Here is a 15,853-nt window from a genome sequence, read left to right as displayed (position 1 = left end):
GGTTAACGTTTGGATAACCTTATCCCATGCTAACCAGGCGACGGCCAGGTTGCTATGACGATGACAAAATTTGTCCGCTACAGGTGATTGACCCCGGCCGGCAACTGAGGTTCACCACGGGATGCTAAACACCGGGCGGAAGTCTGATCGGCGTCACCTGGCAGAGCGGTTTGCGGCTGACGAGGTTCACTGTATAGTGACGTCACATCCTGACAAACCGGTCACCGGGCGGCACTATTATGGAAAACCGGCGCGATGAGCGCATTAGCAAACTGATACAGGCCCTCAGACGCACGGATAAAATACATCTGAAAGAAGCGGCCCGTCTGCTTGGCGTCTCGGAAATGACGATTCGCCGCGATCTGAGCGAAGCGCACCACGGCGTAGTACTGCTGGGTGGTTACATCGTCAGTCATTTGCGCCATTCTCCTCATCACTACTTCGTTTCCGACCAGCAATCGCAGAATGTGGCGCGGAAACGTCAGCTGGCGACTGTCGCAGCGCGCCTGATTGAAGCAGAAGACATTCTGTTCTTCGATTGTGGTACCACTATGCCCTGGATTATTGAGGCTATTCCGGATAATTTGCCTTTTACCGCCATCTGCTGCGCAATGAATACCTTTGTTGCGCTGAAAGAAAAACCGGCCTGCCGGCTGTTACTCAGTGGCGGCGAGTTTTCCGCCGACAACGCCATTTTCATGCCGCTTGGTCGCGTCAGCCTGCTGGAAACCCTGTGCCCTGACAAAGCCTTTATCTCCGCTGCAGGGATTGATGCACGTCAGGGAGTGACCTGTTATAACCTCAATGAGCTAGCGATAAAACATCAGGCATTGCAACGCGCCGGATGCAACATTCTGGTTGCCGACAGTACCAAATACAATAAAGTGCTACCCGCCCGAATTGGCGATCTGTCGCTATTCGATATGCTGATAAGCGACCGGCCGCCGGCGGCAGAATTAAGCCGCCAGCTGATAAAAAATCAGGTTCAACTGCAGGTTGCCGGCGACTGAATTCAGCGCTCAGACCCAGCGATGCTGCACAGCTTCACCATCGCGCAGACGCCGGAGATTATCGCAGACGCCTTTGACATTACCCGCCAGAGAAATATCGGTGACGCCGCCGAGGTGCGGGGTAGCAATAATGTTGTACTGAAACAGTTCATCATCGGCAGCAACCGGTTCCTGCCAGAACACGTCCAGTCCGGCGCCGGCAAGATGGCCGACTTCCAGTGCGGCAAGAAAAGGGGTCTTATCAATCAGGCCGCCGCGGCCAAGATTAATCAGAAAGCTGCCGGTTTTCATTTGCGCCAGTGCGGTTTCATCAATGATATGGTGCGTTTCTGCATTATCCGGCAGGCTGAGTATCACAAAATCGGCGGCAGCCAGCAATTCAGGAAGCTGATCCATCGTTCCCAGCCAGGCCAGACCATGGTCACGGGCAAACTGCTGGTCAGCGCGGCGTTTCACCCCAATTAACTGCATCTCAAACCCCGCCAGCCGGCGGCTGAGCGCTTTGCCTATTCCCCCCAGTCCTACCAGTCCGACGGTTTTGCCCTTCAGCGCCATGCCTACCGGAATACCAAGCTGCCCGCCGGCAATTGCAGCGGCAATCTCATGACTGCGTCGTGCCAGTCCCAGCATCATCCAGATTCCCAGCTCGGCTACTGAATCAGCATTACCGGAGCTATCAGAAGGTACATTTGCCACCGCGATACCACGCTGTCTGGCGGCCTGTAAATCGACACGCTCCAGCCCGGCGCCAGCCTGCTGAATAAGCTGCAGCCTGTCGGCGGTATTAAGCAGTGTTTCAGTGACATACGCCATGCCTGGGATAAGCGCATCAAACCCGGCCAGACTGCTTGCTGCATGTCCGGCCGACGCAATGAATTCCACGTCTGGTAACGTCTGACGGAACTGCTGGATCATGCCGCCCCAGGCGGTTTCTTCAGCACCAATCAATACTTTCATGGCTATCTCCCTGGTTTAAAAGATAAAAATCAGCATAGTCAGCTAAATGAACAACAAGCAAACAACGCTAAAGTCTACGCAGGATCGCAGCGAACGTTAGGCACATCGCTGTGCTTACGCGGCGAAAACGGCTAAACTTCGGGTTCAGAGTGGGCCTGCGTCGCCCCACCCACCCCATGATTAAGAGGCTTGTAGCAACGTGGCTCAATTTGTCTATAGCATGCATCGCGTCGGAAAGGTTGTTCCGCCGAAGCGTCATATTCTGAAAAATATCTCGCTGAGTTTTTTCCCCGGCGCCAAAATCGGCGTACTTGGCCTGAACGGTGCCGGTAAATCCACCCTGCTACGTATTATGGCAGGCATTGATAAAGATATCGAAGGCGAGGCGCGTCCTCAACCCGGTATCAAGATTGGCTACCTGCCGCAGGAACCAAAACTGAATCCGGCTCATAGCGTGCGTGAATCGGTGGAAGAAGCCGTGGCTGACGTTGTTAACGCGCTGAAACGTCTTGATGAAGTATATGCGCTGTATGCCGAACCGGAAGCAGATTTCGATAAACTGGCGGCCGAACAGGGCAAGCTGGAAGAGATTATCCAGGCGCATGATGGGCATAACCTCAACAACCAGCTGGAACGTGCCGCCGATGCGCTGCGTCTGCCAGACTGGGAGGCGAAAATTGAAAATTTGTCCGGGGGAGAACGTCGTCGCGTCGCCATCTGCCGCCTGCTTCTGGAAAAGCCGGATATGTTACTGCTCGACGAACCGACGAACCATCTGGATGCTGAGTCGGTCGGCTGGCTGGAACGTTTTCTGCATGATTTTGAAGGTACCGTGGTCGCCATCACCCATGACCGTTACTTTCTTGATAACGTTGCCGGCTGGATCCTCGAACTTGACCGTGGTGAGGGCATTCCCTGGGAAGGCAACTACTCCTCATGGCTGGAACAGAAAGATCAGCGTCTTGCCCAGGAAGCCTCTGCCGAAGCCGCCCGCCGCAAATCAATTGAGAAAGAGCTGGAATGGGTCCGTCAGGGCGCTAAAGGACGTCAGTCTAAGGGCAAGGCGCGCCTGGCCCGCTTTGAAGAACTCAACAGTACCGATTATCAGAAACGTAATGAAACCAACGAGCTGTTTATTCCACCCGGTCCGCGCCTGGGAGACAAGGTAGTTGAGGTTCAGGGACTGAGCAAATCCTATGGCGACCGGCTGCTGATCGACAACCTCACCTTTTCGCTGCCGAAAGGTGCCATTGTGGGCATTATCGGCCCTAACGGTGCCGGTAAATCCACCCTGTTCCGTATGTTGTCCGGTCAGGAACAGCCGGATTCCGGCTCAATCGAGCTGGGCGATACCGTGAAGCTGGCATCGGTGGATCAGTTCCGCGATGCCATGGACGATAAAAAAACCGTCTGGGAAGAAGTCTCTGGCGGCCAGGACATTATGCGTATCGGCAATTTTGAAATGCCCAGCCGGGCCTATGTCGGCCGCTTTAACTTTAAAGGCACCGACCAGGGTAAACGCGTTGGCGAGCTTTCCGGCGGTGAACGTGGTCGCCTGCATCTGGCCAAGCTGCTGCAGGTAGGTGGTAACCTGCTGCTGCTCGATGAACCAACCAATGACCTTGATGTGGAAACCCTGCGCGCACTGGAAACCGCGCTGCTGGAGTTCCCGGGATGTGCGATGGTTATTTCCCATGACCGCTGGTTCCTTGACCGTATCGCTACCCACATTATTGACTATCAGGATGAAGGCAAAGTCGAATTCTTCGAAGGTAACTTTACCGAGTATGAAGAGTACAAAAAACGCACCTTTGGTGCGGAGGCGCTGCAGCCTAAGCGCATGAAATACAAACGTATTACCAAGTAAAGAAAAAATGGCGGGTGGCATACCCGCCATTTCCCCCTTGTTATGGGCTGATTTACTGCCCGACAGAGTCACCGAGCATTTCACGCACCAGTTCGACACAACGCATAAAGCGTAAATCATAGTCGTCCTCGGTAACATGTTTATAAGCGATGTTATTTTCCTTCAGCAGGCTGACCAGCAGTGCCTGAAACGCCTTACGGTCAACTGAACTGCCAAGGCTGCGCAACCCGTCCGCTACCCAGGGCACATTGTTTTCCACCAGGATGACCAGATCAAAACGATACTCATCAATCAGCGCCTGAACAAAAGGATGCTCCCGCCCTTCGTATTGCTTACAGAATGCCTGGGTGGTAACAAAATCGGTATCGATAAACGCCACGCGATTCGCATATTTTACTGCAAAATCAATATACTGAGCCTGGCCCAATGCAATTTTGTCATAATCCGAATATTGCAATGCCATCTCATCGCCACCAAGATGAGAGAAGACATAATCACGGCCATATTCCCAGGCGCTGGTGGTATTAAAAATAGTGGCTAGTTTGTTGACCAACGTCGACTTACCGCTCGATTCACCGCCCAGAATTGCCACAGTCCGGGCAAAAAATGGCTTAACCTCGGTAGGAATATACTCCCAGTAACGAAAAGGATTGCGGCGAATCTGGGCACCGCTGATATTCATAAATGAGCGTCGCGGATCAATAACCCGCGCGTCAATACCCAGCCAGCGACGAAACTGCGGCGCATCGCCTTCTTCACTGGTATACACCCGATCGGCAGTAATACCTTTCTCCGCCATAAAAACGCCGATCCCTTTGCTCCAGACATCCCAGCCGTGGGGATATGGCTCCATCCCCTGCTCGTTAAAAGCATGAATATGAATATTTTTCTGATACTTGAAGGTTTGCAGCAACCAGCGCAGCCGGTCGCTAATGGTTGGCTGCTGTGACATCGCGCTGTTTTCAAACAGCTGTAAATCACGCACGTCGTCATAACCCATAATGATATGTAACTCATCAACCTGACTACAGGCGCGCTGAATCAGGTATACATGGCCAGTATGAAGCGGATAAAACTTGCCGAATACCACCCCGACCGTCTTTTCGCGACGCGGAAATTCCAGCCCGAGAAAGCGATGTAACGCTTCCAGCTTTTGTGCACTGGGGCTTTTAATTTTCGCGTTGAGAAGCTGGCTCAGATAACCTTTGGTCATCCCGCTGGCATCCGCCACCTGCTGCAGCGTGTGCCCCTGCTGACGAATAGCCGTTTTCAGATAATCAAACGATGACACCCTATGCCCCTTGCTCAATAAAGCGTTATCTTTCAGTATGGCAATAATTGATAAAAGTCAGAAATCATCAAGAATCGTCAGCGCATCCATGAGTTTTTTCACCCCGAATACCTGCATATTCTCCGGCGCTTTTTTCGGAACATTGGCCTGTGGGACAATCGCCCGACGGAAGCCATGCTTAGCCGCTTCGGCAATACGCTCCTGGCCACTAGGTACCGGACGAATTTCCCCAGCCAGTCCGACCTCACCAAAGACCACCAGGTCCTGGGGTAACGGCCGGTCACGCAGACTGGACACCATCGACAACAACAAAGCCAGATCGGCACTGGTTTCCGTTACCTTGACCCCGCCGACCACATTAACAAACACATCCTGGTCGGCCATCTGCAAGCCGCCATGCCGGTGTAACACCGCCAGCAGAATCGCCAGCCGGTTTTGTTCAAGCCCAACGGCCACCCGACGTGGATTGGCCATCATGGAGTGATCCACCAGCGCCTGAATCTCCACCAGCAGCGGCCGGGTACCTTCCCAGACCACCATCACCGAACTGCCCGACGTCACCTCATCGCCACGACTGAGAAAAATTGCCGAAGGATTATTCACTTCGCGCAATCCCTGCCCGGTCATCGCGAAAACCCCCAGTTCATTCACCGCGCCGAAACGATTTTTATGGCTCCGCAGCGTGCGAAAACGTGAATCCGCATCACCATCCAGCAGCACAGAACAGTCGATACAATGTTCCAGCACTTTTGGCCCGGCCAGCGAGCCATCTTTGGTCACATGGCCTACCATCACGATTGCCACGCCCTGGGTTTTCGCAAAGCGGGTCAGCCAGGCGGCGGTTTCACGAACCTGAGCCACACTGCCTGGCGATGACTGGATATCCGCCATGTGCATCACCTGAATGGAGTCGATCACCATCAGTTTTGGCTGTTCCTGCCCGGCAATCAGACAGATCTGTTCGATACTGGTTTCCGACAGCATATTCAGGTTATCCGTCGGAAGTCCCAGCCGGTGAGCCCGCATTGCGACCTGTTGCAGAGACTCTTCCCCGGTGACATACAGGGTTTTCATCTGCGTGGAGATCTTACACAGCGTCTGCAGCAGCAGCGTACTTTTTCCGGCGCCGGGGTTACCGCCAATCAGAATGGCGCTGCCGGGCACCACACCGCCCCCCAGTACCCGGTCAAATTCTTTAAAGCCAGTGGAAAACCGTGGCAACGCTTCAAGACTGATCTCTGAGAGTTTCTGTACACGACTGGTGCCGGCGCTGCCGGCATATCCGCTCAGACGCTCATTACGGCTCGCCGTGGGTGAGGCCGCCAGCCGCACTTCGGTAATGGTATTCCAGGCATGGCAGGCGCTGCATTGCCCCTGCCAGCGTGGATAATCTGCACCGCATTCATTACAGACAAATGCGCGTTTTGCCCCTTTGGCCAATTTAACCTCAGTTATCTTTCATCGTTACTCAGCGTACAGCTCAGCATACACCAGACGCCCATCAGATCGGCGTGACGGATAGACACTTTCGCCTTTTCATTCACTTTGGGCTTAGCATGATAAGCAATCCCCAATGCCGCCGCTTTCATCATCAGCAGATCGTTAGCACCATCGCCGATGGCCACGGTTTGCTCTGCCGGCACCGTAAACTGCTCCGCCAGCTTCTGCAGCGTATTTGCTTTATAGCGGGCATCAACGATATCGCCAATCACCTTACCGGTCAGCTTACCCGCTTTAATTTCCAGCTGATTGGCCACCGCCGCCGACAAACGCAGCTTGTCGCGTAAATAATCGGCAAACCAGGTAAAGCCCCCTGACGCGATAGCGACATGCCAGCCATAGTCGTGCAAGGCGCTAACCAGCTGGGTTAATCCCGGCATCAGCGGCAGTGTTTCCCGCACCCGATCTAATATCTTAGCATCAGCGCCGGCCAGCGCCGCGACGCGTTCACGCAGGCTGGTGGCAAAATCAAGATCACCGCGCATGGCCCGTTCCGTTACCGCCGCCACCTGCTCACCACAGCCGGCCAGCCGGGCAATTTCATCAATACACTCAATGTCGATCGCCGTCGAATCCATATCCATCACCAGCAGACCGGGATTGCGCAGGCTGGGTATTTTACCCAGCGGCGCCACATCAAACTTTTCAGCGTGCGCCAGCAGAGTCGCCGCCGGTGTTAAGGCCCCGGCGAGACGAATCACTTTATACTCCCCAATACTCCAGGCGCTGACTATCACCATGGCGGCCCCCAGTTTATGCTGGAACAGGGCCAGACGTGCTTTATCCAGTTCACGCCCATAGAGCAGCCAGCCTGAGCGTCCGGCATGATAATCCAGCGGCATGACCTCATCACCACTGAGTGACAGCGGCAGTCCCGGCCAGAGAGAAACATCGGCAGGCAGGTCGCGCCAGGTAAGACGATTTGGCATCACAACTCCTGTAAAGGGGATATTTTAACCACGCAAGAGGCTACCCTGTCAGCGGCGCTTCTGGCAACATAAAGCGTCGAAAGCCGGTACAAAATATGAAGGTTCGCTATGGCTAAAGCCAAACTTAAATTTCGCCTGCACCGTACGGTGATCGTACTGATCTGCCTGGCGTTACTGGTGGCCCTGATGCAGGGTGCCTCCTGGTTCAGTCTCGGGCATCAGCGCGCGCAGTCGCAGCAGAGCGAAGAGCTGGCACGCACCCTGACCCGGCAGGTGGCCTGGAGCCTGACGCCTCTGATGAGTAATCCACAGGATAATCAGACAAAAATTGCCGGAATTCTCGACGCATTAACCGATAACAGCCGTATTCTTGATGCCGCCGTGTATGACAATGGCGGCACGCTGGTGGCCCATAGTGGCCAGAATATCAGCGTGCGTGACCGTCTGTCGCTGGACGGCAAACGCGCGGGAAGCTATTTCAATCACCAGATTGTACAGCCGCTGGAAAATAAAGAAGGGCCGCAGGGTTTTTTACGCCTGACTCTGGATACACACGTACTGGCTACCGAATCACGCCAGGTGGATAACACCACCAATGTTCTGCGACTGATGATGTTACTGGCGCTGGCAATCGGCATCATTCTGACCCGATCGCTGCTGCGCGATCGCCGCACCCGCTGGCAGCAATCGCCGTTTCTGCTCACCGCCAGTACGCCGGTGGTTGATGATGAGGAAAATGAAGAAACTTCATCATCAGACCCGCCCACCCCGAAAGATGAAAAAACATCCGGTTAACCCCTGACAGATTTGCGTGACTCCGCTTGGTGCATTAGTCACTATGTTTAAACAAAAAATAAACATAGTGTTATCCCCTTCACCGTGGAGTCTTTTTATGCCCCAGGAAAATGCACGTATTCTGACCACCCATGTTGGCAGTCTGGCTCGCCCGCCTCACCTGCTCGACCTGATGAAAGCAAATATTGAAGGTGCAGAAAATCAGGCTCAGCTTGATGCCTGCATTACTGACGCGGTGGAAGAATCCGTCGCCCAACAGGTCGCTGACGGCATTGATATTGTCACCGATGGCGAAATGTCGAAAGTTGGTTTTTTTGCCTATGTACGCGATCGTATGACCGGATTTTCACCCCGTCCTGGCCAGCGATACACCGCCTTTGATGCCGAAGTCGAGGCCTTTCCGGAATATTATCAACACTATTTTGGCGAAGCGATGCTGGGTGGCAATCTGGTGCCTTTTGTCCCGGTTGCCTGCACCGGGCCGGTCAGTTATTACGGTACTGCCCAGCTACAACGAGACCTTGATAACCTGCGCCAGGCGCTGAATAAAACACCGGCACACAGCGCCTTTGTTCCTTCAGTGGCCCCCACCGGGGTCGGCACTAATGCGTTTTATGCCAGTGAAGGCGAGTATCTGCAAGCGGTCGCCGAAGCGCTGCGCGTTGAGTATAAAGCCATTATTGATGCGGGTTTCAGTATGCAAATTGACGATCCTTTTCTGCCGGATTTATTTGCCGACCGCCACGCAGATAGTCAGACTATCCGGCAGAAAGCAGCGGAGTACGTCACGATACTCAACCACGCACTGCGTGGTCTGCCGCAGGAAAAAATCCGTTACCACACCTGCTATAGCATCAATGAAGGCCCACGCATTCATGACGTTCCCTTTATTGAATTTGTCCGCTATATGCTGGCAATCAACGCCGCTGATTATTCGTTTGAAGCCGGTAACGTGCGCCACGAGCATGAATACCATATCTGGGAGCAGCTGAAATTACCTGCTGGTAAACGTTTAATACCCGGGGTAATTTGTCACGCCAGCAACACCGTTGAGCATCCGGAACTGATCGCCGAACGCCTGATCCGGTTTGCCGAACGGGTAGGACGTGAAAATGTGCTGGCAGGCGCCGACTGTGGTTTCTCCTCGCAGGCAACCTATCGCCCTGAAGTCCATCCAACGGTGGTCAGGGAAAAGTTTCGCGCCATGCGCGCCGGTGCCGAACTGGCCAGTAAAAAACTCTGGGGGCGTTAAACAGAAAACGCGCAGAACCACAACAAAACCGGGCTGGCACATGCCAGCCCTCGGTGGAATCAGGCTTAATCTGCTAACAGAACCGATTCAAGCGCGATTTTCACCATGTCGTTGAAGGTTGTCTGCCGTTCAGCCGCCGTAGTTTGCTCGTGGGTACGAATATGGTCAGATACGGTGCAGATAGCCAGCGCTTTGGCGCCGAATTCAGCAGCGACACCGTAGATGCCGGCAGCTTCCATTTCCACGCCAAGAATACCGTACTTCTCCATAACGTCGAACATTTCCGGGTCCGGGCTGTAAAACAAGTCGGCGGAAAATAAATTACCGACCTTGGCCTCAATCCCCAATGCTTTTGCCGCATCAACCGCATTACGCACCATGTCAAAATCGGCAATCGCGGCAAAATCATGATCTTTAAAGCGCATACGGTTAACCCTGGAATCGGTACTGGCTCCCATCCCAATCACCACTTCACGCAATTTGACATCGCTACGCACCGCGCCACAGGAACCGATACGAATAATTTTTTTGACGCCAAAATCGGTAATCAGCTCTTTGGTGTAGATGGAACAGGAAGGAATCCCCATGCCGTGTCCCATCACCGAGATCGCCCGGCCTTTATAATTGCCGGTGTAACCCAGCATACCGCGCACATTGTTAACTTCGCGCGGGTTTTCCAGAAAAGTTTCCGCAATATGTTTGGCTCTCAGCGGGTCACCTGGCATCAGTACAACATCGGCAAAGTCGCCCAATTCAGCATTAATATGTGGTGTTGCCATTTTTCTTCCTTAATTGCTTTAGCCGGGCAATCACCCGACGTGATAATCATCAGATTAAAAAATAGATTTACCGTATTCCATCGCCGATAAACCAAAATATTTCGCCACCGTCTGACCGATATCCGCAAAGGTATTGCGCTGACCGAATGAGCCAGGCTTAATATGCTGGCCATAGATCAGAACCGGAATATGTTCGCGGGTATGGTCGGTCCCCTGCCAGGTGGGATCACAACCGTGATCGGCCGTCAGAATCAGCATATCGTTCTCTTTCATCCCGGCCATCAGTTCCGGCAATCGGCGGTCGAACAGTTCCAGACCGGCGGCGTAACCGGCTACATCACGCCGGTGGCCCCAGGCCGAGTCAAAATCAACAAAATTTGTAAATACAATGCTGTTGTCCGGGGCTTGCTGTATTTCCCTGACCGTTGCGTCAAACAACGCGTCAAGACCGGTCGCTTTGACTTTTTTAGTAATCCCGACCTGGGCATAGATATCAGCAATTTTACCGACAGATATCACCTCACCGCCCTGCTCCTCCACCAGCTTTTGCAAAATAGTGGGGGCCGGCGGTTCAACCGCCAGGTCATGGCGATTACCGGTGCGGGCAAACTCCCCGGCTTTTTTACCAATGAACGGGCGGGCAATAACGCGGCCAATGTTGTATCCCCCCTCGGTCAGAGCTTCACGGGCAATTTCGCAAAGGGTATACAGACGTTCAAGACCAAAGGTTTCCTCATGACAGGCAATCTGGAATACCGAGTCAGCAGAGGTATAGAAAATCGGTTTACCGGTTCTCATATGCTCTTCACCCAGCTTATCAAGAATCACCGTACCCGAGGCATGGCAGTTTCCAAGATAACCTGGCAAATCCGCCTTTTTAACCAAGGTGTCGAGCAGCGCCTGGGGGAAACTGTTTTCTGTCTCAGTGAAATATCCCCAGTCAAACAGCACCGGTACACCCGCGATTTCCCAGTGGCCGGAGGGCGTATCCTTGCCTGAAGAGAGTTCGCTGGCATAGCCATAAGCACCAATAATTTCTGCGTTACTGTCCAGTCCCGGTGGAAAACGTCCGCTAGAAGCTTCCGCCGCTTTACCCAACCCCAACGCAGTCAGATTCGGCAAATGGAGCGGGCCTTTACGTCCTTTATCCGCCTCGCCCCGGAAACAGGCTTCAGCAATATGCCCCAGCGTATCGGAGCCGGCGTCACCGAATTTATCGGCATCTTTACTGGCACCAATACCAAACGAATCAAGCACCATAATAAACGCACGTTTCATACAAGCCTCCTGCGTGCATACGCGACAGGTAAAATTAAGCGATCAGATCAGTATGCCGTTTCTTCACTCACTGTGCGATAAATAAGTGGCATTTTAGCCGCCGGTTTATCACGAATTGTGATCGCATACCCTGCCATCGCAGCAGCTTACCGCCAGCACCACTGACTGTTGTTGAAAAAAGAAAGGGCCGCTGCCTGTGATGCAGATAAAAACCGGGTGTTCCCAGCCCGGCCCGGCTGATTAATAGTGACTGTCGCTGTTTGTGTTGTGATAACCACAGGCGTGCAACAGGCTGGTTAACAGGCTGGATGCCCCGAAGCGAAAATGACGGGCATCCGCCCAATCTGTGCCCAGAATATCATCTGCCAGCTGCAAATAGACCGCCGCGTCATCCACCGTGCGTACGCCTCCTGCCGGCTTAAAACCCACCCGCTCTGCGACGCCTTGTTCTTTGATGACGCGCAGCATGATTTCGGCAGACTGCGGCGTGGCGTTAACCGCCACTTTACCGGTGGAGGTTTTGATAAAATCTGCGCCAGCGTCAATCGCGATCTGCGAGGCCTGACGTATTAGCGATGGCTGCTGCAACTCTCCGCTTTCGATAATGACTTTTAATAATACCCCGGCCTGGTGACAAACCGTTTTACAGGCTTTAACCAGTTCAAAACCAACCTCTGAGTTACCTGCCATCAGCGCGCGATAAGGAAATACCACATCAACTTCATCGGCACCATAGGCAATGGCGGCACGGGTTTCGGCCAGTGCAATATCAACATCGTCGTTACCATGCGGAAAATTGGTGACCGTAGCAATACGTACCTCCGGTGTACCCTGTTCACGCAGCGCTTTGCGCGCAACCGGGATAAAACGCGGGTAGATGCAGATGGCCGCCGTATTTCCCAGCGCAGTTTTGGCCTGTTTGCATAATGCGATAACCTTTTCATCGTTATCGTCATCATTGAGGGTGGTCAGGTCCATCAGTTTTAACGCTCTTACAGCGGTTACTGCTTTGTCGGTCATTCTGTCATTGCTCCGGTTAACAGTCCGATACCATTATCGTGGCCTGCAATGTTACTATCATAACAACCCTGACTGAAGAAAGGTATGATCTGCCGGGGCATAGCCAAATAAAAATGGTTATAAAAACAATAAAAAACGAACATAAGTCACAAAAACAAGCACAACCCCGGTACGGATCGCACAGCGAAAAATGTTATTATTTTAACATTCATGTTATGAATTTTTATCCGCTGCCGGCTCAGCGGATTCAGATAGCAAAAAGTTCGCGGGTATTGGCCCGGATGGTTGCCGCAATATGCTGCGGGGATTCACTGCGCAGCTCACACAAAACGCGCCAGACGTCGGCAATGCGTTCCGGCCGGTTAGGTTGCCCCTGATAGCCCTGCAAGGGCATATCCGGTGCATCGGTTTCCAGCAGCAGCGCGGAAAGTGGCAACCGGGCAATGGTCTGACGGGTCTTACTGGCCCGCGGCCAGCTAATGGTGCCACCCACACCAATTTTATAACCGAGCCGGACAAAGGCTTCAGCCTGTGACAGGCTGCCGGCAAAACCGTGTATCACCCCGCAGCGCGTCAGCGGAAAACGGCGCAGGTGCCAGGCGAGCTTGTCATGGGTCCGCCGTGAGTGGAGAATAACCGGTAAATCGTAATCACGTGCCAGCCGCAACTGCGCTTCCAGTAATGCCTGCTGACGTTCAAATTGCGGCGTATCAATGTATAAATCCAGCCCAATTTCGCCAATTGCCACCAGGCTGGCCGGGCGTTGCCGCACAATCTGTTCCAGCGTGGCTATATCGGCATCCTGCTGATGATGGTCAATGAAGACCGGATGCAGTCCCAGTGCAGCGTGAAGCGGCTGCCAGCGTTGGGCCAGCGCCAGCACGGCGGGGAAGCGGGCAGCGACGGTCGCCGGCACGATAATTTTTTCAATGCCTGCCGCGGCGGCACGCGCCAGGCTGTCGGCTTCATCACCACTGAACGGCGGAAAATCAAAATGACAGTGGGTATCGACAAACAGCGCGCTCACGCCAGCGAGTCCTCATCATAACGGGCATCATTTCCGGCGCAAGGAGCTGGCGGCAGACGGCGGAATTGGCCACCGCTGCCGGTGGCGTCACCCGCTGCGGACGGCCACAAGCATCATTGCCACTCAGCCAGCGTCCGATGGTGGAGAGGAAATAACGACCACAACGCCGGCCCAGATGATAGTCCTGATTGAGGGAAGTAATACGGCTGCCAAGGGCCATACTCATTAATGGCTGTGATGGAAAAATCTCGATAATGCGTAATCCTGCCGGCGGATTATCAATATAGTGCTGGATCTCGCGGTAGCTTGCTTCATGCACCTGCAACAGGTTTATCAGCGGCTGTAAAGCGCTGTCACTGAGCCAGCGTTCGATGCGTTTTACCCACTGCGAGCTGTACACCATCTGCGAGGGTACGGTCCTGATCACCACGATCGTTTGCGCCCCCAGCTGTGCGGCCTGGCGTACCGGTATCGCGTCGGTAATTCCTCCATCCAGATAGCTGACGCCTTCCAGCATCACGCCAGGACGGTAAAATCCCGGTATGGCGCTGGATGCGCGAATAATATCCAGCCAGTTTTCCGGGGTCGGTTTAAAGTAAAAAGGCCGGTAATCATCGCTGCGACAGGCACACATATAAAAATCCCGGCCGTTGTCAAAGCGCTGGCCGGCAACGTGCATCGCCAGCGGCAACTCAGCCCTGGTGATATCCACCAGCCAGTCGAGGTCAATCAAATGCCCGCCGCGCACAAAGCGTAGCGGATTAAAAAAGCGTTTGCTGGTGGTGTAACGCGTGATCACTCGCCGGGCATAACCGGGTTGGTCACAGACAAAAGCAGAAAGATTTTGCGCCCCAGCCGACGTGCCAAGGTAAAGATCAAACGGATCAAAGCGCGCCCGCTGGAATTCATCCAGCACGCCTGCGGTAAAAATCCCCCGTTGTCCGCCGCCTTCGCACACCAGAGCCAGTTTGCCCGGACGGAAAGGCTGCAGCGCCAACGGCTCACCGGTACCCAATGTTATGGGAATATATTCGCCCACGCCTTTGCCCCCGTACAAAAAACAGACGAAGCATAGCAAACCTTTGGCACTTCAGATTGTACTTAAAAAGCGTTTTGACCAGACAAAAAGGCATTCCCAAAGGAATGCCTTTTTTACATCCGATCTGATGAGATCAGCGTATTATCATGACCTGAGGAACCACAATGACATCCGACTTATAACCGTTTGCGGCCGGTAAACAGGCTGACAAGGAAAATAATAATAGCCACAACAAAGACGATTTTTGCTGCCATCGCGGCGGTACCTGCCAGGCTTCCGAAGCCAAGAGCCGCTGCAATAATCGCAATAATCAGAAAAATAATACCCCAACGTAACATAAGCCTCTCCTTAACCATGGTGATAATCGAATTGCTTTGTATTATCCCTCAGCACTCAATAGCCACTGAGTCTCTCTCTTCTGGATTAATTTAAGTCTGGCTTGCTGTTTTACCCGACCTGAATATCTTACGGTTTGACTGTAAGATCGTTTTTCACGCTCTTGACGCCTTCAATGGCTTTGGCGATTCCTTCGGCGCGCTGAGACTGCGCCTGGTTATCTACCGTACCGGAAAGTTGCACCACGCCACTGGTGGTAGTCACCTTCACTTTCCGCGACGGAACAATGTCATCAGCTAACAGTTTAGCTTTTATTTCACTGGTCGTTGCGGTATCACCCGCATACCCTTTCAGCGTCTGCCCCTTGCTCTCTTTTAGCTGCAGCTGGTCAGTGACAGACTTCACACCGGCTACGCTGCGGGCCAGCGCCAGCGCGTTATCAGCCTGCTGCCGGTCGGCAACAAAACCGCTGAGCGTTACCACCCCTTTTTGGGTTTTCACCGAAATATCTGTGCTTTTTATCGCACTGTCGTTAACTAACGCCGCTTTAACTTTAGCCGTAATACCACTATCGTCCATATAGCTGTCGACTTTTTTCATCGAACTATCAATTTTTGCCCCTGCATCACTGGCCGCGCTTTTCACTTTACCGCTGAGGCTGTCATCGGCAGACGCCACCCCCGTTAGCAATAGCATGCCAGCCATTATTGCCAGCAGGTTTTTTATCTTCTGCGATTGATTCATTATTCGCGTCCTTCTTGCTGAGTCCATCC

General features: G+C 53.4%; 14 protein-coding genes and 1 pseudogene. 4 read left to right on the top strand and 11 right to left on the bottom strand.

Annotated elements, in window-relative coordinates:
• The first annotated feature begins 239 nt into the window (after positions 1-239).
• Complete coding sequence (gene deoR / locus BL249_RS07225; protein ID WP_099705977.1) at positions 240-1,010, top strand: DNA-binding transcriptional repressor DeoR; 771 nt, start codon at positions 240-242, stop codon at positions 1,008-1,010.
• 9 nt (positions 1,011-1,019) lie between these two features.
• Here the strand turns inward: deoR and BL249_RS07220 are convergent, their stop codons facing one another.
• Positions 1,020-1,967: a 2-hydroxyacid dehydrogenase gene (locus BL249_RS07220; protein WP_099705976.1), complete on the bottom strand. Its 948-nt coding sequence runs from the start codon at positions 1,965-1,967 to the stop codon at positions 1,020-1,022.
• Positions 1,968-2,166: 199 nt separating this feature from the next.
• Between BL249_RS07220 and ettA the strand changes: the two genes are divergently transcribed.
• Positions 2,167-3,834 carry an energy-dependent translational throttle protein EttA gene (ettA, locus tag BL249_RS07215; protein WP_099705975.1) on the top strand — a complete coding sequence of 556 codons (1,668 nt, stop codon included), beginning with the start codon at positions 2,167-2,169 and terminating at the stop codon, positions 3,832-3,834.
• A gap of 52 nt (positions 3,835-3,886) precedes the next feature.
• Here the strand turns inward: ettA and nadR are convergent, their stop codons facing one another.
• Genes nadR through serB form a run of 3 tightly spaced genes read right to left on the bottom strand, consistent with a single transcriptional unit; the run spans position 3,887 to position 7,554 of the window.
• The gene (gene nadR / locus BL249_RS07210) at positions 3,887-5,125 is read right to left on the bottom strand and encodes a multifunctional transcriptional regulator/nicotinamide-nucleotide adenylyltransferase/ribosylnicotinamide kinase NadR (protein WP_099705974.1); all 1,239 of its coding nucleotides are present in this window, start codon (positions 5,123-5,125) and stop codon (positions 3,887-3,889) included.
• Between the two features lie 57 nt (positions 5,126-5,182).
• Entirely contained in the window at positions 5,183-6,565 is a 1,383-nt protein-coding gene (gene radA, locus BL249_RS07205) for a DNA repair protein RadA (protein WP_099705973.1), read from the bottom strand.
• Positions 6,566-6,576: 11 nt separating this feature from the next.
• Positions 6,577-7,554, bottom strand: coding sequence for a phosphoserine phosphatase (gene serB / locus BL249_RS07200; RefSeq protein WP_099705972.1), 978 nt, complete (start codon positions 7,552-7,554; stop codon positions 6,577-6,579).
• 108 nt (positions 7,555-7,662) lie between these two features.
• Between serB and BL249_RS07195 the strand changes: the two genes are divergently transcribed.
• Both BL249_RS07195 and BL249_RS07190 read left to right on the top strand, forming a co-directional pair.
• Positions 7,663-8,349, top strand: a complete 687-nt coding sequence (locus BL249_RS07195) for a YtjB family periplasmic protein (RefSeq protein ID WP_099705971.1) — start codon at positions 7,663-7,665, stop codon at positions 8,347-8,349.
• A gap of 97 nt (positions 8,350-8,446) precedes the next feature.
• Positions 8,447-9,601, top strand: coding sequence for a cobalamin-independent methionine synthase II family protein (locus BL249_RS07190; protein ID WP_099705970.1), 1,155 nt, complete (start codon positions 8,447-8,449; stop codon positions 9,599-9,601).
• 65 nt (positions 9,602-9,666) lie between these two features.
• On the opposite strand, the gene deoD is transcribed toward BL249_RS07190, so the two are convergent.
• The 7 genes and pseudogenes from deoD to osmY all read right to left on the bottom strand — a co-directional run bounded on the left by deoD (position 9,667) and on the right by osmY (position 15,824).
• Complete coding sequence (gene deoD, locus BL249_RS07185) at positions 9,667-10,380, bottom strand: purine-nucleoside phosphorylase (protein ID WP_099705969.1); 714 nt, start codon at positions 10,378-10,380, stop codon at positions 9,667-9,669.
• Between the two features lie 54 nt (positions 10,381-10,434).
• A complete protein-coding gene (deoB, locus tag BL249_RS07180) occupies positions 10,435-11,658 on the bottom strand; it encodes a phosphopentomutase (protein ID WP_099705968.1) in 1,224 nt (407 codons plus the stop codon).
• Positions 11,659-11,898: 240 nt separating this feature from the next.
• On the bottom strand, positions 11,899-12,678 hold the full coding sequence (gene deoC / locus BL249_RS07175) for a deoxyribose-phosphate aldolase (protein ID WP_099705967.1): 780 nt from the start codon (positions 12,676-12,678) through the stop codon (positions 11,899-11,901).
• Positions 12,679-12,925: 247 nt separating this feature from the next.
• Entirely contained in the window at positions 12,926-13,705 is a 780-nt protein-coding gene (locus BL249_RS07170) for a TatD family hydrolase (protein WP_099705966.1), read from the bottom strand.
• Positions 13,702-14,744: pseudogene (locus tag BL249_RS07165) on the bottom strand (patatin-like phospholipase family protein). Before BL249_RS07165 ends, BL249_RS07170 begins: the two are co-directional and overlap by 4 nt.
• Before the next feature lie 176 nt (positions 14,745-14,920).
• Positions 14,921-15,082 (bottom strand): DUF1328 family protein, encoded by a 162-nt coding sequence (locus BL249_RS07160; protein ID WP_143354794.1) that lies wholly within the window; start codon positions 15,080-15,082, stop codon positions 14,921-14,923.
• Positions 15,083-15,209: 127 nt separating this feature from the next.
• Positions 15,210-15,824: a molecular chaperone OsmY gene (gene osmY / locus BL249_RS07155; protein ID WP_099705963.1), complete on the bottom strand. Its 615-nt coding sequence runs from the start codon at positions 15,822-15,824 to the stop codon at positions 15,210-15,212.
• Positions 15,825-15,853 lie beyond the last annotated feature (29 nt).

Source organism: Erwinia sp. OLFS4, from assembly GCF_002752165.1.
GTDB lineage: Bacteria > Pseudomonadota > Gammaproteobacteria > Enterobacterales > Enterobacteriaceae > Izhakiella.
The sequence above is the reverse complement of the archived record's forward strand: the minus strand, read 5'-3'. Positions and strand labels throughout refer to the sequence as shown.

Bases quoted from the DNA above. Each gene is read 5' to 3' on its own strand.
- deoR (WP_099705977.1), top strand. From the start codon at position 240: ATGGAAAACCGGCGCGATGAGCGCATTAGCAAACTGATACAGGCCCTC.
- BL249_RS07220 (WP_099705976.1), bottom strand. From the start codon at position 1,967: ATGAAAGTATTGATTGGTGCTGAAGAAACCGCCTGGGGCGGCATGATC.
- serB (WP_099705972.1), bottom strand. From the start codon at position 7,554: ATGCCAAATCGTCTTACCTGGCGCGACCTGCCTGCCGATGTTTCTCTC.
- BL249_RS07195 (WP_099705971.1), top strand. From the start codon at position 7,663: ATGGCTAAAGCCAAACTTAAATTTCGCCTGCACCGTACGGTGATCGTA.
- BL249_RS07190 (WP_099705970.1), top strand. From the start codon at position 8,447: ATGCCCCAGGAAAATGCACGTATTCTGACCACCCATGTTGGCAGTCTG.
- deoD (WP_099705969.1), bottom strand. From the start codon at position 10,380: ATGGCAACACCACATATTAATGCTGAATTGGGCGACTTTGCCGATGTT.
- deoB (WP_099705968.1), bottom strand. From the start codon at position 11,658: ATGAAACGTGCGTTTATTATGGTGCTTGATTCGTTTGGTATTGGTGCC.
- deoC (WP_099705967.1), bottom strand. From the start codon at position 12,678: ATGACCGACAAAGCAGTAACCGCTGTAAGAGCGTTAAAACTGATGGAC.
- BL249_RS07160 (WP_143354794.1), bottom strand. From the start codon at position 15,082: ATGTTACGTTGGGGTATTATTTTTCTGATTATTGCGATTATTGCAGCG.
- osmY (WP_099705963.1), bottom strand. From the start codon at position 15,824: ATGAATCAATCGCAGAAGATAAAAAACCTGCTGGCAATAATGGCTGGC.